General features: G+C 55.9%; 17 protein-coding genes. 12 read left to right on the top strand and 5 right to left on the bottom strand.

Annotated elements, in window-relative coordinates; translation table 11 throughout:
* Positions 1-11 precede the first annotated feature (11 nt).
* The 5 genes from A3K90_RS04330 to A3K90_RS04350 are packed head-to-tail and all read right to left on the bottom strand — an operon-like array spanning position 12 to position 4378.
* Positions 12-1139, bottom strand: coding sequence for an ABC transporter permease (locus tag A3K90_RS04330; RefSeq protein WP_303681346.1), 1128 nt, complete (start codon positions 1137-1139; stop codon positions 12-14).
* Positions 1129-1926, bottom strand: a complete 798-nt coding sequence (locus A3K90_RS04335; RefSeq protein WP_303681347.1) for an ABC transporter ATP-binding protein — start codon at positions 1924-1926, stop codon at positions 1129-1131. The genes A3K90_RS04330 and A3K90_RS04335 overlap by 11 nt, the downstream gene beginning before the upstream one ends.
* Positions 1919-2851: an ABC transporter ATP-binding protein gene (locus A3K90_RS04340; RefSeq protein WP_303681348.1), complete on the bottom strand. Its 933-nt coding sequence runs from the start codon at positions 2849-2851 to the stop codon at positions 1919-1921. The genes A3K90_RS04335 and A3K90_RS04340 overlap by 8 nt, the downstream gene beginning before the upstream one ends.
* 4 nt (positions 2852-2855) lie before the next feature.
* Positions 2856-3764, bottom strand: coding sequence for an HlyD family secretion protein (locus tag A3K90_RS04345; RefSeq protein ID WP_303681349.1), 909 nt, complete (start codon positions 3762-3764; stop codon positions 2856-2858).
* Entirely contained in the window at positions 3761-4378 is a 618-nt protein-coding gene (locus tag A3K90_RS04350) for a TetR/AcrR family transcriptional regulator (RefSeq protein WP_303681350.1), read from the bottom strand. The genes A3K90_RS04345 and A3K90_RS04350 overlap by 4 nt, the downstream gene beginning before the upstream one ends.
* 129 nt (positions 4379-4507) lie before the next feature.
* Here A3K90_RS04350 and lipA point away from each other — a divergent pair, with 129 nt between their 5' ends.
* The 12 genes from lipA to A3K90_RS04410 form a co-directional block, all read left to right on the top strand.
* Positions 4508-5437: a lipoyl synthase gene (gene lipA, locus A3K90_RS04355; RefSeq protein WP_303681351.1), complete on the top strand. Its 930-nt coding sequence runs from the start codon at positions 4508-4510 to the stop codon at positions 5435-5437.
* Between the two features lie 8 nt (positions 5438-5445).
* Complete coding sequence (locus tag A3K90_RS04360; RefSeq protein WP_303681352.1) at positions 5446-6006, top strand: hypothetical protein; 561 nt, start codon at positions 5446-5448, stop codon at positions 6004-6006.
* A 13-nt stretch (positions 6007-6019) separates the two neighbouring features.
* Complete coding sequence (locus tag A3K90_RS04365) at positions 6020-6718, top strand: SDR family oxidoreductase (RefSeq protein WP_303681353.1); 699 nt, start codon at positions 6020-6022, stop codon at positions 6716-6718.
* Positions 6719-7060: 342 nt separating this feature from the next.
* A complete protein-coding gene (locus A3K90_RS04370) occupies positions 7061-7996 on the top strand; it encodes a DNA-3-methyladenine glycosylase (RefSeq protein ID WP_303681354.1) in 936 nt (311 codons plus the stop codon).
* Positions 7997-8161: 165 nt separating this feature from the next.
* Positions 8162-11236 (top strand): preprotein translocase subunit SecA, encoded by a 3075-nt coding sequence (secA, locus tag A3K90_RS04375; protein WP_303681355.1) that lies wholly within the window; start codon positions 8162-8164, stop codon positions 11234-11236.
* 29 nt (positions 11237-11265) lie between these two features.
* Positions 11266-13551 carry a phosphoribosylformylglycinamidine synthase subunit PurL gene (purL, locus tag A3K90_RS04380; protein WP_303681356.1) on the top strand — a complete coding sequence of 762 codons (2286 nt, stop codon included), beginning with the start codon at positions 11266-11268 and terminating at the stop codon, positions 13549-13551.
* A gap of 3 nt (positions 13552-13554) precedes the next feature.
* Positions 13555-15135, top strand: a complete 1581-nt coding sequence (locus tag A3K90_RS04385) for an NAD(P)H-hydrate dehydratase (protein ID WP_303681357.1) — start codon at positions 13555-13557, stop codon at positions 15133-15135.
* A 340-nt stretch (positions 15136-15475) separates the two neighbouring features.
* Positions 15476-16069 (top strand): hypothetical protein, encoded by a 594-nt coding sequence (locus A3K90_RS04390; protein ID WP_303681358.1) that lies wholly within the window; start codon positions 15476-15478, stop codon positions 16067-16069.
* A 116-nt stretch (positions 16070-16185) separates the two neighbouring features.
* Entirely contained in the window at positions 16186-16812 is a 627-nt protein-coding gene (locus A3K90_RS04395) for a hypothetical protein (RefSeq protein WP_303681359.1), read from the top strand.
* Positions 16813-16938: 126 nt separating this feature from the next.
* On the top strand, positions 16939-17184 hold the full coding sequence (locus A3K90_RS04400) for a hypothetical protein (RefSeq protein WP_303681360.1): 246 nt from the start codon (positions 16939-16941) through the stop codon (positions 17182-17184).
* Positions 17185-17406: 222 nt separating this feature from the next.
* Entirely contained in the window at positions 17407-18234 is an 828-nt protein-coding gene (locus tag A3K90_RS04405; RefSeq protein WP_303681361.1) for a molecular chaperone, read from the top strand.
* A gap of 20 nt (positions 18235-18254) precedes the next feature.
* On the top strand, positions 18255-20846 hold a 2592-nt coding region (locus A3K90_RS04410; protein WP_303681362.1), incomplete at its 3' end, for a carboxypeptidase-like regulatory domain-containing protein.

A 20846-nucleotide genomic window follows, 5' to 3' on the forward strand; every position in this document is an offset into this window, starting at 1 on the left:
TGGTTCGGGAGCTACTGGAGCCGCTCCTTGAATTTCCTGACACTTGCAGCCACAAGGACGCCGGTCATCACCACCAGCACGAGCGTTTCCTGCCATAGGATGCTGATGCCGGCTCCTTTCAGCATGATGGCCCTTACAATCTCCAGATACCACCTGGCGGGGATGATGTTGCTGATCACCTGCAGCGGAAGCGGCATGCTCTCAACCGGAAAAATGAACCCCGAGAGCAGGATGGTCGGAAGCAGGAGCCCGCCGAGGGAGATCATCATGGCGACCTGCTGCGAGTTCGTCATGGTGGAGATGAAGATCCCGAGCGAGAGCGCCGTCATGATGAAAAGAAGGGATTCCATAAGCAGAAGGAGATAACTCCCCCGGCATGGAACACCGAACACTACGGAGGCAATGGCGACAATGCTGACGACGTTGACAAAAGAGAGAATGAAATACGGGACCACCTTGCCGAGAATGATCTGCACCGGTTTCAGCGAGGATACCAGCAGCACCTCCATGGTGCCGCTCTCTTTTTCCCGGGTTATGCTGATGGAGGTCATGAGGGCGGATACCAGCATAAGGATCATGGCCATGAGGCCGGGAACAAAGAGATAGACGCTTTTCAGGGAAGGGTTGAACATCATGAGGGGTTCAGCCACAACTCCCCTCTTCCCTTCAGGGGGAAACGAGGACTGGCGAAGGTAGTCAAGAACGGCGGCCGTCGTGTAACCGGTGATGATGCGTGAGACGTTCGGATCAGAGCCGTCGGTGATGACCTGAATCTCCGCCCTCCTGTCCCGCTCGAGCCGGACCCCGAACCCCGGTTCGAAAATGATGGCCTCATCAATCTCACCCTCGGCAAAGAGTGGAGCGATGGCTGCCGGAGACTCCGGCTCCCCGGCCAGAACGAATGTGCCCGACGAAAGGAGTTTGCTCTTGATGGCACGGGTGAGGCTGTCATGGGAGAGGTCGGAGACGGCGATCTTCACTTCGTTGATCTCGTTGCGTATGGCGTAGCCGAACAGAAGAAGCTGGATGATGGGCATGCCGAACAGGATTGCAGCAGAGCGCCTGTCGCGGAAGATATGGAGGAACTCTTTCTTTACGAACCCCCTAAAACTTGAAGCGGTACCTTTTCTATTCTTCATGCCGCCCCCCCTTCCCCGCTCGTGCCAGGCGGATGAAAAGCTCTTCCATGCTCCCGACTCCGAACTGGCGCTGCAGTTCCAACGGTGTGTCGAGTGCGGCGATGCGGCCGTCAACCATTATGGAGACCCGGTCGCAGTATTCAGCTTCATCCATATAGTGGGTCGTCACAAAGACCGTCAGGCCGCGCTCTGCCGATTCGTATATCATCTCCCAGAAGCGGCGGCGGGTCAACGGGTCGACGCCTCCGGTCGGTTCATCGAGGAACACGATCCTGGGTTCATGCATCACGGCGACGGAAAACGCCAGTTTCTGTTTCCAGCCGAGCGGCAGCGCCTTCAGGCGGACGTCGGCTACTGAGGCGAGACCGAGCGTATCAATCAGGGCTCTGCCCTTCTCTTTGATTTCCTTGCGGCGGAGTCCGTAGATTCCCCCGAAAAAACGGATGTTTTCCAGCGGCGTCAGGTCGTCGTACAAAGAGAACCGCTGGCTCATATAGCCGATGTTGCGCTTGATGTCCTCTGCCCCTGTGTACACGTCAAATCCGGCAACGGATGCGTTGCCTGAGGATGGCGCCAGCAGGCCTGTCAGCATCTTGATCGCCGTCGTCTTGCCCGCCCCGTTCGCACCGAGAAACCCGAACACCTCTCCCGCGCCGACGGAAAACGATATCGCGTCGACCGCCCTGAACTCCCCGAACACCTTTGTCAGCCCTTCAGCATTGATGACGTTGTTGGTGAGGTTTTCAACTGCGCCCTTAATGGGACCTCTTGTGACGGACTCAGTCATCCCCCTCCCCCCTTCCCTGCTTCATGAGGGCCATGAACGTGTCTTCTATGCCTGGCCTGACCGGTTCGACCACAATGTCCTGCAGCCCCCTCTTCTCGAGATGATCCCTGATCTCTCCGGCTGATGCGCTCCGACGACGGTCGGCGTAGTGTACTGAACTGCCGAAGGCATAGGCCGAAAGCGCATGTTCAAACCCTCTCAGCTCCCTCAGCAGGCGGTATTTTTCACGGGCACGTACTGCAAACAAGGGTGCAGTGAAGAGCCCTGTGACCCCCTCCGGAGTGTCTACGGCAAGCAGGGTACCTTCCTGCAGGAACGCCACCCGGTCGCAGAGGGAGGCTTCGTCCATATAGGGTGTCGAGACTACGATGGTTATGCCCTGCTTCTTGAGCCGCTGGAGCATCTCCCAGAACTCCCGGCGTGAAACCGCATCGACCCCTGTCGTTGGCTCATCGAGCAGGAGGAGGTCGGGCCGGTGCACAAGAGCACAGCAAAGAGCGAGCTTCTGCTTCATTCCCCCTGAGAGCTTGCCCGCCCGACGCGTACGGAACGGCTCAAGCTGGCTGTAGATGTCACGGATGAGTTCATAGTTCTCTTCGACCGTCGTATTGAAAACGGTGGCAAAAAAGCGGAGGTTCTCTTCAACGCTGAGATCCTCGTAGAGGGAGAAGGTGCCTGGCATGTACCCGATCCGGCTCCGTATGCTGCGATACTCCTTCACCGGGTCGAGACCGAGCACTTCGGCTTTTCCGTCGTCAGCGACGAGCAGGGTGCAGAGGATCCTGATAAGGGTCGTTTTGCCCGCACCGTCGGCTCCAATCAACCCGAACAGCTCCCCCTCATCAACCCTGAGCGCAATGTTGCGGAGTGCAGGAACGGCACCGAATGACTTTTCAACACCGTCCAGGCTGATGGCAGTACCCATTCCCTCAGTCCTCCTTCAGGCGCATTTCGCCCGGCATACCGATTTTGAGGATGCCGTTCGGGTTTTTGACGAGGATCTTCAAGGCGTAGACCATGTTGATGCGGTCCTCCCGGGTCTGTATGATCTTGGGCGTGAACTCGGCCTTTGAAGAGATCCATGTAATGGTGCCCCGAAGCCTGCTATCGGCCGGTTTGCGCCCATCGATAAGGACGTCTACCTCCTGGCCTATCCTGATGGAGGGAAGCTGGCGGGCACCGACGTAGGCCCTCAGGTACATGTTGTCGAGATCGGCTATCCGGTAGAGTGGCTTTCCCGGCGACACCAGTTCTCCCGGCTCAGCATACTTGGCGATAACCGTCCCCTCAATGGGAGAGATGATGGTGCTTCGCCCGATCTGGTCCCGGAGCTGACAGATCCGCGCATCCATGGACTGGAGTTCGGCGTTGATTTCCGGATTTCTCGAGTTGACCGATCGGATCTGGCGCTCCATAACCTTCACCTCATTACGGATATCCTCAAGCTGCTTGGCCGGTGCGGCACCATCGGCCACAAGCCTGGTGTAGCGTTCCACGTCATACTGGAGGTTCCGGCGTTTCTGCTGGTAGACACCCGATTCAGCGCTGAGCGAGGGTTTTTTTGCCTCCAGCGCTTTCTTCTGCGCCTCAAGCTGCAGAAGGCTGAACTGCAGCTGGGTCGTGTCGATGATGGCTGTCAATGCACCCTTTTTCAGGCGGTCTCCTTCCTCGAGCGGAAACTCCAGAAGCCGTCCTGCGGTTTCGGATGAAACCACAACCTCCGTGGACTCGAAATTCCCATAAGCATCCGACGCACTCTGGCCGGAGCATCCGGCAAGCCCAATTATGAGAGTAACGCCGAGGATGGCTCTTCTTGCTATCGGTGAAGGGTGTTTCATTTGGCTGTCGATGGTTTCAGTAGTTCTGCAATCCAGACGGGAACAAGCGCCCGGCGTTCATCGAGCGCCCGGCGGTACTCGGCGTCCGTTCTGCCTGTAATGGCCTGCATGGCCCGGGCTGCAACAAAGGGAAAGGCGGAGAGTGAGAGCATGTTTAGGAGAAACTGCACCGCGTCCATCCGACGGAACTCCCCCCGGGCAGCCCCTTCGTCGAGTTCACGCTGCAGACGCTCAAGGGCAAGCAGGTTCTTTGTGCCGATGATATCGATGAAGCGCCCGGGGTTGCGATGCATTTCATGGACGACGAAGCCGGGCAGAAAGGGATACTTCTGCACGGTGTCGAAATAGCTGTCAACGAACGCACGGACCTTTTCCTGCAGGGGCTCGTCAGAAGCAAGGGTAGCAAAGACAGGAGGCACAAGACGGGCGACTGCTGCCGAAAACACCGCATTGAAGAGTCGGTCCTTGCTTCGGAAATAGTAATGAAGCAGCGCCTTGTTGATGCCAGCCCCATCGGCAATCTCCTGCATTCTCGCCCCCTCGTAGCCTCTCTGGTAGAATACCGATTCAGCGCTTTGCAGAATTCTGTTTTGCGTATCGCTCTCTGTGTTCATTTTCCTGGGCTCCCTCTGTTTCCCGTTTACCTGTCAAGTTTAACCATAAAGCTAAACCGTTCGATCAAATCTCCAAGAGAAACGTCCCCTTCAGCCACATTTTCTTATATTGTTCAAAGTCACCGCCCCTTGAATAGAGAACGGAAGCACGCAATGAAGGATCATGCTCCAAGAAAACCCGAATGGCTGAAACAGCGGCTGAGCGCCGGTGAGGGGTTCGGGGCACTCCAGAGGCTGCTCTCTTCCAAAGGCATCCATACCGTATGCCGCTCGGCAAAATGCCCTAACCTGCAGGAGTGCTGGTCAGAGGGCACGGCAACCTTCCTTCTTCTCGGCAACGTCTGTACCAGAACCTGCAGGTTCTGCGCAATCGATACAGCAAGGTCGCCTGCCGCCCCTGAAAGCGATGAACCCGAACGGATTGCAGCGGCTGCCAGAACCATGGCATTGCAGTTCGTGGTACTGACGAGCGTGACAAGGGACGACCTCCCTGACGGAGGAGCTGCCCACTGGGTGGAAACCATTCGTGCAATCCGGAATGCCTGCCCCCGGGCCGGCATTGAATGCCTCATCCCTGATTTTGCCGGAAACGAAGCAGCTCTCGATCAGATATGCAGGGAACGTCCGGATGTGCTCAACCATAACATTGAAACCGTCCCGAGGCTTTACGAAAAAGTACGGCCGGAGGCACGCTACCACCGATCCCTTGATCTGCTTCGGCGAGCAGCATCAGTATTCGGGCTCACCACCAAGTCCGGCATGATGGTCGGCATGGGGGAATCATTTGAAGAAGTAGGCGAGGCCATTCAGGACCTTGCCAACCATGGATGCCGGATGCTCACCATCGGCCAGTATCTCCAGCCGAGTACCCGCCACATCCCTGTTGAACGCTATATACCACCTGAAGAGTTCGCACGCTACCGTGATCTTGCCCTCTCGCTGGGGTTCAGCAGCGTCCAGTCGGGACCTTTTGTCAGAAGTTCCTACCATGCCGCCTCATCAAGCGCGGAATGCATACCCGTGTCCCTTAACCCTCAATCATCATTACCATGGAGTTGACACCGCCAATGATGGTCTTTCTGTACTGGGCCATCGCCATCCTCATCGGTCTAGTGTTCTTCCGTTCTGACATACTTACATTCAATAAGGATTTCGGAGCACGCAGAATCATCCTGCTGGTCCTGTCGGCAGCAATCGTTGCCCTGAATGCCTGGGTCTACAGCAACTCCACGTATGACGGTGGCCGTGCGCTCGATCCCCTTACCCTCATTGTCTTCAGCATCGGCAACGGAATCGCCGAAACCTTCATGTTCTACGCCGTCTTCCGCATGGGAGCCGCACTGGCTGAAAAAACCACCATGAACCCCTGGGTGGTGTTCAGCGCCGGATTTCTCTTCTTCATACTCTACAGCGGGCTGATCCACGGCCTCTTCTGGCTGGCCATTCTTCCCGAGCACGTCGACCAGACGAGCCCGTTCAAGCCCTTCTTCATGCCGGTGCAGATGATGATTGCCGGAAGCTGGGCACTCAGCTTCTTCTGGTACCGTGACATCCGCTCCGTCATCATCCTCCACGCCCTCGTGGATTTAACCATGGCCTGGAATGTGAAATTTTCCCTCTTCAACTGAACCCTGATGGCCAATGCAGCCCTACTCTGGAACCGTTTTTGTGGCTGGAGCCACTGGAAGGACCGGACGAGAAATCCTCAAAAGGCTGCAGCACTACGGCGTCTCCTTCCGCCTCTATGTCCGTTCTGCCGATAAGCTGAAGGAGCTCTTTGGAAACGCCATTGAAGACTTCGTCCGTATCGGCTCTCTGGAAGATGAGGAAGCCCTGAAGAGCGCTCTTGAAGAATGCGATGCCATCATCTCTGCCATCGGGAGCAATCCTGCCGATCCCACCGCACCGCCACCATCGGCAATAGACCGTGACGGTGTAATGCGCCTGGCCGCCATTGCGGAGAGCCGGGGCCTGAAGAAGTTCGTCCTTTTAAGCTCGCTCGGTGCAACAAAGCCTGACCACCCCCTCAACAAATACGGTCAGGTGCTGAAGATGAAACTTGAAGGTGAGAACGAAGTCCGTCGTCTGTTCGGCAGCGAAAACCGCTCATACACCATCATAAGGCCGGGGGGACTGCTCAACACTCCCCCCTTCATGCACCGCCTTCTTGCAGCCACCGGGGACTCAATATCCGGATCGGTAAGCCGGGGAGATGTTGCAGAAGTCGCCGTTCTTTCACTCTGGAATGATGGTGCCCGGAACAGAACTTTCGAGCTTATTGAGGAATCTGAAGAACAGCAGGAATCCCTCGTCAGCGTGTTTGATATGCTCGAAGAATAAACGCGGGCAAACACAGACCCCACAAGCAGAACCACGACACTCAGGACAGTTCCCGCAAATGAACGTCCACCCAAGCACTACAATACCGCACGAACCAGCCCCCTACAAGTCGACAGGTATAGACACCCCTTAAGCTTACTAAGAAAATATTAAAGAGATCCAGATACCGAAATAGACCAGTAGTTATACACTAAACAAATAACTGCATAGTAATGATAAAGTTTTCCTGCACAAGAAACATTATGTTGTTTTATTACAACTGGATAGACAGCCTAGGAAGACAAAACACATTAAGTGAGGTATTGGCGATTTCAATCAACACTAATTGATGCATGCATACCAATGATACGCTTTCTTATAGAACATGAAGAGAAGCTCAATATCAATCAGACTCTCTTCAGCGGACAATCATTCTCATGGCATGGATATGGTGATAAAGAGAGGTATGTATCAGCTATAATCAATGGAAGTGCAATTATTCTTGAAAAGAATAATGATAAGGGTACTGTGATTTATACTGACGGAGAAACAATCGACACTGAAGCCCCTGAGGCGTGGTTTCGCCGGTATTTTTCGATGGATGTCGATACGGAAACACTCTTTTCAGAGTCATTCAGAAATGCTTTTCCCGGCTTGTCCCGACAGCTCGAACGCTACCGCGGACTGCGGGTGCTGCGACAGGATCCGTATGAAACAATGGTGACATTCATGTGCGCCCAGGGTATCGGAATGGCGTTGATTCGCCGACAGGTCTCTCTGCTGGCGCGGCGCTACGGCGAGCATGTTCCGCTGACACTGAACGGCTGCGCCATCAATCTGTACCGCTTCCCTACCCCGTCACGCCTCGGCGCTGCCGATCCGCTGGAACTGCGGGCATGTACGAACAACAACCTGACAAGAGCCCGCAACATCGTCAGCGCCTCGCAAAAAGTCGCAGAAGGGCACCTTGACTTCAAGACTCTGGCCGCAAAAAAGACCACGCTCGAGGAAATCCGGGCAGCCCTCAACACCTGCAGCGGCATCGGACCGAAAATCGCAGACTGCATAGCCCTGTTCGGACTGGGCCGGTTCGACGCCTTTCCCATCGATACCCATGTTCGACAGTTCCTTGGAGAGTGGTTCGACCTCCCCGAGGCATCAGCCCCCCTGACAGACAAAACCTACCCTGTCCTGGCAAAGAAAGCCGGGGCGATCCTTGGAGAGCAGATGGCCGGCTACAGAGGCCACCATCTTTTTCATTGCTGGAGGACCGAAGTCAGGAAAATGCAGGCATTTTAAAACGCCCCTGGAACCCTTATTCCGCGGGCTCATTTAGGGGCTCTTTGGGGGGCTCTTTTTTCCTGTGTATCGGCTTTTTTCTCAAGCCGTAATTCAATACCTTATGAGACGAAAATACGGCCTGATGGCCGTCCTTGAAACCTTAGAGGTAAGCACTGCTTCAGCATGTTGAAATTTTTTGAAAAGATATTCGGCTCCAAGCACGAAAAAGACGTAAAGAAAATCCAGCCGGTCATCGACCGGATCAATGAGCTGCAGGCCCTGCTTATCCCGCTCAGCGACGATGAACTCCGCCAGCGCTGCAGAGAGCTCAGGGACCGGGTACGCAAAACGCTCGAGCCGATTGAAACGAAGCGCAGTGACCTCTACCTGAAGCTCGACAATGCTTCGATCAGCCTTGAAGATGCCGACAGGATCAACGAAGAGATCGACGCACTCGCCAAAGAGTACGAAACTGCAACGGCCGCAGTGCTTGAAGAGATCCTCCCTGACACATACGCCGTTGTCAAAGACACCTGCCGGCGCCTCAAGGGCCATGTCTATACTGTCATGGGGCGCGAGGCAACATGGGACATGGTGCCCTATGACGTACAGCTCATCGGCGGCATCGTCCTGCACTCCGGAAAGATCTCTGAAATGGCCACCGGCGAGGGCAAAACCCTCGTATCCACCCTTCCGACCTTCCTCAACGCCCTCACCGGCCGCGGAGTTCATCTGGTGACGGTCAACGATTATCTGGCACAGCGTGACAAAGAGTGGATGAACCCCGTGTTCGAATTCCACGGCATCAGTGTCGGCGTCATCCTGAACACCATGCGCCCTGAAGAACGCCGCCGGCAGTATCAGTGCGACGTTACCTACGGCACCAACAACGAATTCGGCTTCGACTACCTCCGCGACAACATGGCAGGAACCGAGGACGAGATGGTACAGCGGGATTTTTATTTCGCCATCGTCGATGAGGTCGACAGCGTCCTCATCGACGAAGCCAGGACCCCGCTCATCATTTCCGGCCCTGTCCCCAACGCCGACAACAGCAAGTTCGAGGAAATACGGCCCTGGATTGAACAGCTGGTGCGGGCGCAGCAGCACCTGACGGCATCATTCCTCAACGAAGCAGAAAAGGGTCTGAAGAACGAAAAACCTGACCCCGAAGCCGGTCTTGCCCTGCTCCGGGTAAAACGGGGCCAGCCGAAAAACAGCCGCTACACCAAGATCCTTGCCCAGCAGGGAGTCGCAAAGCTCATCCAGACCACGGAAAACGAGTACCTGCGCGATAAATCAAGCAGGATGCACGAAGTCGATGATGAACTCTATTTCGCCGTTGATGAAAAGGCCTCGACCATCGACCTTACCGACAAGGGCCGCGAATTTCTCAGCAAACTGAGCCATCAGGACCAGGACCTGTTCCTCCTTCCTGACGTTGGCACGGAGATAGCCGCCATTGACGCTGATTCTTCGATTGCAGCCCCCGAGAAAATCACGAGGAAAGACGAGGTCTACAGGCTGTTTGCCGAACGCTCCGAACGCCTTCACAACATTGCGCAGCTCCTGAAAGCATACTCGCTCTTCACGAAAGACGATGAATATGTGGTACAGAACGGTCAGGTGATGATCGTTGACGAGTTCACCGGCCGCATCCTTCCCGGGCGCCGCTACAGCGATGGCCTTCACCAGGCGATCGAAGCCAAGGAGAACGTGAAGATCGAGGGCGAAACCCAGACCATGGCCACCGTCACGATCCAGAACTTCTTCCGCCTCTACAAGAAGCTTGCCGGCATGACCGGCACGGCCGAAACCGAAGCCTCTGAGTTCTACGAAATCTACAAGCTTGATGTGGTGGCCATCCCCACCAACCGTCCGATCGTGCGCAGGGACATGGACGACCTCGTCTACAAGACCCGGCGCGAGAAATACAACGCGATTACAGCAAAAGTCGAGGAACTTCAGAAAAAGGGCCAGCCGGTGCTGGTCGGTACGACGAGCGTCGAGGTGTCGGAAACCCTGTCAAGGATGCTCAGGGCAAAACGCATCACGCACAATGTGCTCAACGCCAAGCAGAACGAGCGTGAAGCTGAAATCGTAGCCGAAGCCGGCAGGCAGGGAGCGGTCACCATTGCCACGAACATGGCGGGCCGCGGCACCGACATCAAGCTCGGCGAAGGGGTCCGTGACCTCGGAGGCCTATTCATCCTCGGCTCCGAACGCCATGAGTCCCGCCGAATCGACCGCCAGCTTCGGGGCAGGGCCGGACGTCAGGGAGATCCCGGTGAATCGGTGTTTTTCGTTTCGCTTGAGGATGAACTGATGCGCCTCTTCGGTTCCGACCGGGTCATTTCGGTGATGGACCGCCTCGGCCATGAAGAGGGCGACGTCATTGAGCACTCCATGATCACCAAGTCGATCGAGAGGGCGCAGAAAAAGGTCGAAGAACAGAACTTCGCCATCCGCAAGCGCCTCCTTGAATATGATGATGTCCTGAACCAGCAGCGCGAGGTCATCTACACACGCCGGCGTGACGGCCTGAAAAAGGAGCGCCTTACCTCTGACATCCTCGACCTGCTGCGCGACTATTGCGACACCACGGTCGAAAAGCACCATAAAACGCACGATGTCGACGCCCTTGAAGAGCAGGTCCTCAGGGAGCTCTCAATCGAGTTCAAGCCTGACCGGGAAACCTTCGAGCGGGAAGGTATCGCTCCCATGGCCGACAGTCTATACGAGCTCGCACTCGCGTTCTACCGCCGCAAGGAAGAGGCAGTGCCGGAAGACATCATGCGTCAGATCGAAAAGTATGCCGTGCTCAGCGTCATCGACAAGCACTGGCGGGAGCACCTCCGCGAAATCGATACCCTTCGCGAAGGCATCAACCTGCGTGCATATGGACAGAAAGACCCGCTGCTTGAGTACAAGCAGGAGGCCTACAATCTCTTCATTCTGCTGCTTCATGAAATCGAGCTGGAAACCCTGTCGCTCGCATTCAAGCTCTTTCCCGTCCACCCCGATGAAGCCCATGAAATCGAAGAGCGCCGGCGCCGGGCAGCCATCCAGCAGGAAAAGCTGATGGCTCAGCACGAAGAGGCAGGCAGCGTTTATAATGCGCAGCCGGATGGCGAACCTGCAGCGCAGGCATCCAAACAGCAGCCGGTTGTGGCCGACCACGACAAACCGGGCAGGAATGATCTCTGCCCCTGCGGAAGCGGAAAGAAGTACAAAAACTGTCACGGCCGAGAGGCGTGATCACCCCCAAGGAATATCGAACACCAAGCATGAAAACGATCGAACCGGAAGTCAATCTTGCCCTTGCCGCCGAACATGGCCTTAATGCAGAAGAGTACCAGAAGATACAGGAGGTACTCGGCCGCACCCCCACGTTTACTGAACTTGGGATCTTCTCCGTCATGTGGAGCGAGCACTGCAGCTACAAAAACTCAATTGCCGTCCTGAAAACCCTTCCGCGTGAAGGCGAAGCCCTGCTTACCGGGGCCGGAGAGGAAAATGCCGGGCTTGTCGATATCGGCGACAACCTCGCCGTGGCCTTCAAGATCGAGTCCCACAACCATCCCTCGGCCGTAGAGCCATATCAGGGCGCTGCCACCGGCGTCGGCGGCATCCACCGCGACATTTTCACCATGGGCGCACGGCCCGTGGCTTCGCTCAACTCGCTCCGCTTCGGCTCGCCGAAAGACCCCCGGGTCCGCTACCTCGTCGACGGTGTCGTCCGCGGCATAGGCGACTACGGCAACTCGTTCGGCGTACCGACCGTTGGCGGTGAAATCTATTTCGAGGACTGCTACACCGGCAACCCGCTCGTCAACGCCATGTCGGTCGGCATTGTCGAGCACCACAAGACCGTCAGCGCCACGGCGGAGGGTGAGGGCAACCCGGTGCTGATCGTCGGATCCTCTACAGGCCGGGACGGCATCCACGGAGCCACCTTCGCTTCTGAAGATCTCAGCGAAGCCTCAGAAGACAAACGGCCGAGCGTGCAGGTCGGCGATCCGTTCGCCGAAAAGCTCCTGCTCGAGGCCACCCTCGAAGCCATTGCCACGGGATACGTCGCAGGCCTTCAGGACATGGGTGCAGCAGGCATCACCAGTTCCACGTCGGAAATGAGCGCCCGCGGCATCGAAAAGAACGGCACCGGTGGCATCACTATCGACCTCGACCTCGTTCCTGCCCGTGAAGCAGGCATGAGCGCCTATGAGATCATGCTGTCCGAGTCCCAGGAAAGGATGCTCATCGTCGCCGAAAAGGGCCATGAGGACGACATCATTGCCGTCTACAGAAAATGGGATGTCCAGGCTGTTGTCGTCGGATGCGTCACATCGGACAACCATGTCAAGGTGCTGCACCACGGAGAACTGGTCGCCGACATTCCGGCTGAATCGCTCGTCCTCGGCGGCGGCGCCCCGGTCTACATCCGCGAAGCCGTGGAAAAAAAGCCCGACACCGCTCCCGCCGCACTCAAACCCGATGCGGGACTCGACCTCCGTGCCCTTGCCCTCGAGCTTCTCAAGAGGCCCAACATCGCAAGCAAACGCTGGGTATACCGCCAGTATGACTCAATGGTGCAGACCAACACGGTAACCCCTGTCGGCCATACCGATGCCGCCGTCATCAGGATCCGCGGCACAAAGAAGGGCCTTGCCATGAAAACCGACTGCAACTCGCGTTATGTCTACCTGAACCCGCTGGCCGGGGGACGTATCGCCGTTGCTGAATGCGCGCGCAACATCGCATGCTCCGGCGCCCGCCCGCTTGCCATCACCAACTGCCTGAACTTCGGCAATCCCTACAAGCCCGAGGTGTACTTCCAGTTCAAGACCTCCGTACAGGGTATGGGAGACGCCTGCAGGGCGTTCAACACCCCGGTAACCGGAGGCAATGTCAGTTTCTACAACGAGTCCACCCATGGCGGCGGGCGGGCAGCCATCTACCCGACACCGACCATCGGCATGATCGGCCTGCTTGATGACATCGACAACCTCGTCGGTTCTGCCTTCACGACCGCCGGCGACGCCATCATCCTCTTCGGCGATCCCCTCCTGAAGCTCGAGGGCTCGGAATTCCAGGTCATGCAGTACGGCACGCCCGGCACCGATGCTCCGGATATAGACCTCCAGCACGAAAAGAACCTGCAGGACCTTCTCGTGACTCTGGCCGAACAGAAGCTCCTCCACTCCGCTCACGACGTATCGGACGGCGGACTTTTCGTCACCCTTGCCGAAAAAGCCATCATGGACGAATCCCGCCAGCTCGGGTTCCAGGTCGATCTTGAAGATTGCGGATCGGGACCCTACCGTGTACAGGAGCAGCTCTTTTCAGAGGCCCAGGGTCGCGTTGTCGGAACTATCGCCCCCGATGCCGCCCGTGCAGTCATCGAGGAAGCAATCCGGCACAGCGTCCCGGTGCGCGTCATCGGCCAGGTGGTTCCTGCTGATGCATCCCTTGCCGTCGATGGCCATGAGACCCTCCGCTTTACTACTGAAGAACTGTCGGCAGCCTATTACGATGCACTTGAAAACGCCCTGCACCTGAACGAACTCCTTTAAGCGATGCAGCCAGTCCTGACCGCCATTGAAATGCAGCAGGCCGACAGGGCTGCTATCGAGAAGCTCCATATCAGCCCCATGTGCCTGATGGAGCTTGCCGGAAAGGAGTGTATAGGGTATATGCTCGAAAAACTCAGCCTCGACTCGCCCGAAGGACTGCAGTTTCTCATTGTTGCCGGAAAAGGCAACAACGGCGGCGACGGGTTCGTCATTGCGCGCCACATCCTGAACCGTGGAGGTGCCGTTGATCTTGTCCTTCTTTATCCTGAGGGTGCAGCCGGGGGCGCCGCCGAAGCAAACATGTCGATCCTGCGTGCTTATGAAGAGGAGGGACTCCCGCTCCGCATTTTCAACAGCATAGAGGAAGCCATCCCCTTTGTCTCCGAACAGGAGTACAGCGTCACCATAGACGCCATGACAGGCACCGGACTGCGTCTTGAAGCTCCGGGTGCACCGCTCCCCTCTCCCCTTGCTGAAGGCGTTGAACTGCTCAACGCCCTGCATGAGCGCTCAGAAGCCCTCTGTCTGGCTGTCGACATCCCGACCGGTCTCAGCGCCACCAGCGGCCATGCCACCATGCCGGCCGTTATGGCCGACTTCACCATCACCATGGCATTCATGAAAACAGGACTGCTTCTGCAGGACGGACCGGAGCTGTGTGGAGAAGTGCATGTGGCGGAGATTTCCATTCCGGAATTCCTCGCGGAGGATGCCGGAGCATTTCTTATAGACGAATCCTTTGCCGCTGGGCATTTTGCACTCAGGTCGGAAGGCAGTGCGAAGCACATGAACGGAAAAGTGCTCATCATCGCAGGCTCCAGCATCGCAGAAAGCTCGATGGGCGGTGCCGCGCTGCTTGCCGCCGGTGCTGCCGTAAAGACCGGGGCGGGGTATGTGGCGGTCTCCGTTCCGCCGTCTCTGGCAACCACACTGCATATCGCCGTGCCTGAAGCAATCGTCATCGGCCGGGACATGGACACGCTGAAGGAAAAAGCACGATGGTCAGAGGCGATATTGATCGGTCCGGGACTCGGCCGGAGCCCCGACGCCATCGACCTCGTAAAAGCGCTCCTCAGCCACCCCGACATTTTCGAAAAGAAGCTCATCCTCGATGCAGATGCGCTGTACGCGATTGCCGAAGCAGGCCTTCAGAACGTGCTCTCTGCAATGCCGGAAGTGCTCATCACGCCCCATTATGGAGAGCTGGCACGCCTGACCGGCACCGATTCCGGATCGGTGGCCGAAGACCCGCTGGCTGCCGCCACCCGATTTGCCGATACGTATTCGACAACAGTCCTGCTCAAAGGCAGGCCGACCATCATCGCAAAAAAATCAGGTCCTGTTCTTCTGAACACCAGCGGCACGGAGGCCCTGGCCACAGCCGGTACCGGCGACGTCCTTTCAGGTATGGTTGCAGCCCTTGCCGCCAAAGGCGAATGCCTCCCCGAAGCCGCTGCTGCGGCAGCATGGTTCCACGGTCGTGCCGGTGATCTTGCATCCGACGTATCCAGCCTTGTTTCCGCCTCGATGGTCCGTGATGCGATTCCTTCAGCGATTGAAGAGATGTTCGACTTCGAGGACTGACGTACAGCACCACTTCATCCCTCCGCATATACCCTCCCCGGCTTATCCGGCCGATCCTCCGCAGCCCATATGAGTCATTGTGGCACCCCTGAAGCAGGCTGGCACAGTTGTATCAGTACGCCACAACTGCTTCCGCCCTATGAACCCATCTAAAACGTAGCCGCTCATCGGGGCCCCCTATGGGTTGCCGTTTTCGTACAGGCCCACCCGGTGCAGGTTTTCGGCAATGACGCGGGATATTCTTTACCAGAACAACCCGGTTTTAAATGTTTGGCACAGGATTTGTATTAGGGAAGCCATAACTGAGCCCTTACACACAACACAGAAAACCCCTACTGCCATGTCAACCAGGAAAACTATCTCCCGCATCATCCTCGCCGCATCCATTTTTGCCGCAGGCCTCGCTCCTGCATCCGCAAATGCTGCCGTCACGACCACAGGCACCACGACAATGACGGTCACCATGCCCGAATACATCGTTCTGCGGTACTACAAGAACATCAACCTTAATTTCACGGCATCATCGTCAGCGACGGGCATCGATGAGGCCAAAACCTTCGACGCCAAGCTGGGTCCTGATGGTGCAGTCTCATACGATGCCGAAATAGCCGGAGCTACAGCCCTTGGCAGTGCAAAGAAAACCGTTACACTGAACAACGTATGGTCCATCGCAGGCCTCTCCCCTTCCGGTACGGCAAAAGTTGCAATCGAGGGCACCGATATGACGAATGCTGATAATAAATCCACCATTGGCGCCTCCAACTGGAAAGTTTCATCCAGTGGGGTGAGCGCTGATAAAGTTATCACGACAGCCCTCAGAGGCGCAGGCGGCGCAGCAACCAGCGGCAATGTCATCATGGACCTTGATTTCGGCAGCACGACCAAGTCCGGCGCACACACCGGCACCTTCACCTTATCGGTTGAAACCATCTGAAGCCACGGCCATGCAATGCTGTATGTAACAATGCTGAAACCGTGTGGATGGGTTCAGCATTGTTACGTACATTGAGTCATAAGGCGTTGCTGCCATAACTGTCAAAAAAGGCTCCAATGCATCGACCAAAACAGCACGAAATCCTCACTGCGGCACTGCTGGCTGTACTGATCCTCTGCACGCCACTGAATGCCAGGGCCAATGAGGAGAAAGACATAGACGAGAGTACATCAATCACGTTTCTCCAGAACGCTCAATTCTCCATCACGGTAGGCGAACTGTATTCAGGGCCGACCGGAGCCGTCAGTATCGGGAACGCAACCGTCGACATGCCTTTGCTGGACCCGTTTGACGGGGAGCTCTCATTTCAGGAAGACGTGACACCCTATTCCACAGAGCTCAGAACCCGCACCATTGATGATCTCTGGCATACGGATTCGTTTAAGACCACCAACGGCAAGTCGCCAAAGTACACCGCCTCTTACAGCATCAACGGAAAGGAGTTCTCCAGCGAAGTACAACGTGTGGATGTTTTCAATGACGAAAGGACGTCAAAGATCACCGTAACCTTTACCCCCCCGGTCATTCATCAAAGTCAATGGAGCTATGATAAACGTGACGCATTCAGGCTCCAGGCAGAAGCTGCAGCCATCTCATTCTCCCTTACAGAAACAATGGCATCAGGGACCTATCCCGTCACCATCACGACCAAAGTAACGCCAATCAACTTCCGGCTCAACTAGGGTGGATGGACACTTTTTCTGGCTTGAATCGATCAGCAAAACATGATACATCATCACTTTTGACAATTATTTTACAACGGGATCGTATATTATGATGGAATACTTGATTGGAAACATACACCTCCAATGCTGACTACCCGTTCCATCATGGCCCTTATCGGCACCATTCTGTGCATTCTGGCCCTTACAATGCTGAATGGAACCCATGCAGCTGAGCGTAGATCCGCTACAGCCACGATATCGGTCAATGTGTCGGAATCATTCCTGCAGTACCTGACTCAGCAGCGTGCAAATACTTCGACTGCCGGGCTCTCTTCCCCCTCAACGCCTTCCGTTCCCGACAGTACCAAAGTGCTGCAGAGCAAAAACTGACGTCCTGATGTACAGTGTGCCTCATCAGGCACAGAACCTCTGCCTCTGTGCTACAGCAGGTATACATTGAGCACGCTCAGTCGGCCCTGTCACACACATAACACGCATTCTCTAAAAGAAAAACAACGCCAGAACACGTCCGTATGGCTATATTGCATTTTATATGCATCATTGCCGAGAAAGGCATCGGTAATGCAGTAAAACAGCCCAGCCCCAAGCCCGATGAAATTCATCAAAGTCCTTGCCCTCAGCCTGGTGCTTTCAACAAACTTCTTTTCCGACATCCCGGCGGCTGAACCTCCGGGCCAGATTGCGGTTTCCCCGTCAATGTTCGAAATTCCTATCGGAGCACAACCTGCAACCCGCTCAATCCGGCTGAAAAACCTGAAAGAAACACCCGTCACCCTCAAGGTCGAAATCTATAACTGGACACTTGACGGGAACAATACACTGCAGGAAAGCCCGCCATCACCGCAATCAATAGACCAGTGGATGGTCATTAACCCTCTCGCATTCACCATCGCACCGGGAAAAGAACAGGTTGTCCGCTTCTCAATCCGGCCTCGCGTGCAACCGGAGCCGGGCGAACACCGGGCTATTATCTATTTCAATGAACAGCCCTCGTCGACCACGAAGGGCGGAGTCGAAATGCTCTTCCGGCTCGGCGTTGGAATATACGCCTATGCAGAGCCGATTGTGCACAAAGGGACTCTCACTGCACTTACCCTTGACAGGAACAGAAAAACAATCCATGCCGAACTGATGAACAGGGGAAACGTGCACACCCGTATGAAAGGCAGTTACGCGATATGGCGAAAAGGAACTTTTCCAGGGTTCAGCAGCATGGCCGCATGCGTCAACCTGAAACCTGGAGAGGAAAAACCCGAAGGTTTCATAAGGGCAGGCAATTTGAACAACAGCCCCGTCCTTGCCGGAACGCAGCGAAGTATCGCTACAGCCATCCCCATCCCCGACGCTGACCCTCAGAACTATGTGATAGCCGTTCAGGGGACAGTCGATGGCGCAACGATCGAAAAGCTGTTCCAGTAACGCGTATCCCCCACCCATCTGTGTCCGTCCTCCGCCTTAAAAACCTCACGGCATACTGGAGAATAGCACTTGCCTGCGCCCTTCTCCAGTATCCAGCTGCACAGCCGGTACTCCTTGCGGCGGAGCCAGTTGAAGCGGAGCCGTTGCAGAAACAGCAGGAAAAGACTGAAACACTACTCGTCGGAATCTATTTCAACGGAACGCTCCTCGACGAAGCCATCATCTATCGAACCGGGAGCGGGTACTGGATTGCGTTCGAACCGTTCCTGAAAAAATCGGGCCTCCAGGAAGAGGGCAGGACAGGCACTATTGTAAGCTATCCCACTGATCTCGGAACACTGACATTCGACACCTCGGCTCTTGAGTCGTTCGAATCCGAACCATGCATATCGTTCCATGACCTGAAAAGCGCGTTCCTCGCTCAACCCTCATTCGACCCGTCCCTTTTTGCCGTCATGCTCGACATCCCGTGGCGCCCGGGAGCCAGGCAGGTTCGGAAACGTGAAGAGCCGGATGTCAAGGCCCCCTCCGGCACTATTTCCTATATCGGCATTGAAGCTCAGGCAGATCACGACTTCAAGGGCACGACAAACAAAAACATTCTCCTTGAATCTTCAGGAAGAGTTCTCGGCGGGGTCTGGAGCATGACGGCCAGGGGTGATCCGGAAGAAAAAATGACCGCTTCACGCTATAACTGGACCACGTTCAACAGGAACCTTGCCATCCGGCTCGGCACAGGCTATTCGGGAAGTTACTCCCTGCTTGGCTCCACTTACATGACCGGCCTTCAGTTCGGGTGGAACAACCGCTCGATCATCCGCAAACTCGATGCCGAACAGGCTTACGGCAGCGACATGTTCCTGAATTTCGACTCAAACCAGTTACGCACTCTTGAAGGCTCAGCGCCACCCGGAGGCATTGCAGAATTACGGTTCGATGGTGAGGTGGTTGCACGCCAGAGGATCAATCTGGACGGGACATTCACATTTCCGAACGTAAGGATGGATAGTGACCTGCGCAGAACTGAGGTCTATGTCTATCTGCGATCCATCAATGAAAACCCGATAAAAACGATCGACTTCAGCCAGTCAGTTTCCAGCCGATCGCTTCCCGCCGGAGAAGTCATGGTTCGTGGCGGTGCCGGCCGCACCGGCAACATCCTTGATGGTGAGCATGGGTCGAGCCGAAACACCGAAGCTTTTACTGACATGCTGTACGGCGTGAGCCGGAGGGTAACTCTGGAAACCGCAGTCCAGCAGAACGCCGATGCAGGAACAGCGGACCTGCTGACAGGGGCCGTACTCTCAATTGGAAGCAGGTGGACCTCTGCACTCTACCTTGCCCGCTCCAACGAAAGATCCGGGGCCGATATACAGCTTGAGGGGCGCTACAGAAGCTGGGACCTCTCATACTGGGGAACCCGACATGACAAGGGGTATGGCTCGGACACCGCACCCCGGGAAGAAAGCCACTCGATGCGCTGGACTGTCCGACCGGCTGAAGGAATAACCCTTCAGACCATCGGTCGCCACCAGAGAAGTGCGGACAGCCTTGTACACAGCTATCTTCTCCCGGCCGCAACGCTTTCTCCCTTCAGCTGGTGGCGTATGACGGCTACTCCCCATGACGACCGGACCTACCGCTATGAAACCGGCCTGAGGCTCGGCAGGCATGACAGGGTGCAGGGAATATACGATAATAAGGTCATATCACTGGACTACCAGCACGACATATCCAGGGAGTTGAATGTGAGGTTGGTAAACGATTATTCCTTCAGTACCAGCGATGCGGTCACAAACCTCGGCCTCGACTGGTATCCAGAAGGAAGCTCACGGGATATCGTGGCTACCCTGCTTTCTTATTCCGGAGGCTCGTTCGGGATCTCGGGTTCATGGAGCCGCCACATCAACACAGGCATGCGACTTGCCATGCAGTACAGTTTCAATATGAACAATGCCGCTAATCTGTCCACCAGCACGCTGATTCCCCTCAACGCAACCGATGAATCCAGAAAAAGCGCATCCATTACCCTCTCATGGGATCTCGGCTGGTCGAACCGTGGATTCATACCCATCAACCGGAATGAAGTGACTCTAACGAGAGGGGCCCTTGCAGGGTCGCTGGATATCCAGAGCTCGTCAACCCTCTCCTCATCCGACATCAATGACATCAAAATCCTCATGAACGGAAGGAGCATACAGCAGCGTCAGCTCAACGGAGACTTTTTTCTCGGAAGGCTTCCACCGGGAATCTACCGGGTATCCATCGACCGGGAAAACCTGCCGATTGAGCTGGTGAGCGAACAGAAGGAGATGAAGGTGGAGATAAGGAACGGTGCCGTCACAGGAATAAAGATCCCTCTTTACGCCAGGTACGGAGCCGCAGGAAAGGTTGCCGACAGGAACGGCATAGGCATTGCAGGGATGCTTGTAAAGATTACCGACGTACAGGGCGAGATTGTCGCAACAGCCGTTACGAACCGGTTCGGCTATTACCGTGTGGATGGATTACGAAGCGGAACCTATCTGGCAACAGCAGACTCCGATAAGGGAGCCGGTCATGACCGGGCACCCTCACGCGAGTTCAGCATTTCAAACGATTATGTGTTTGAT

Origin of the sequence: Pelodictyon luteolum (assembly GCF_001622165.1) — a bacterium.
Lineage (GTDB): Bacteria > Bacteroidota > Chlorobiia > Chlorobiales > Chlorobiaceae > Chlorobium > Chlorobium luteolum_B.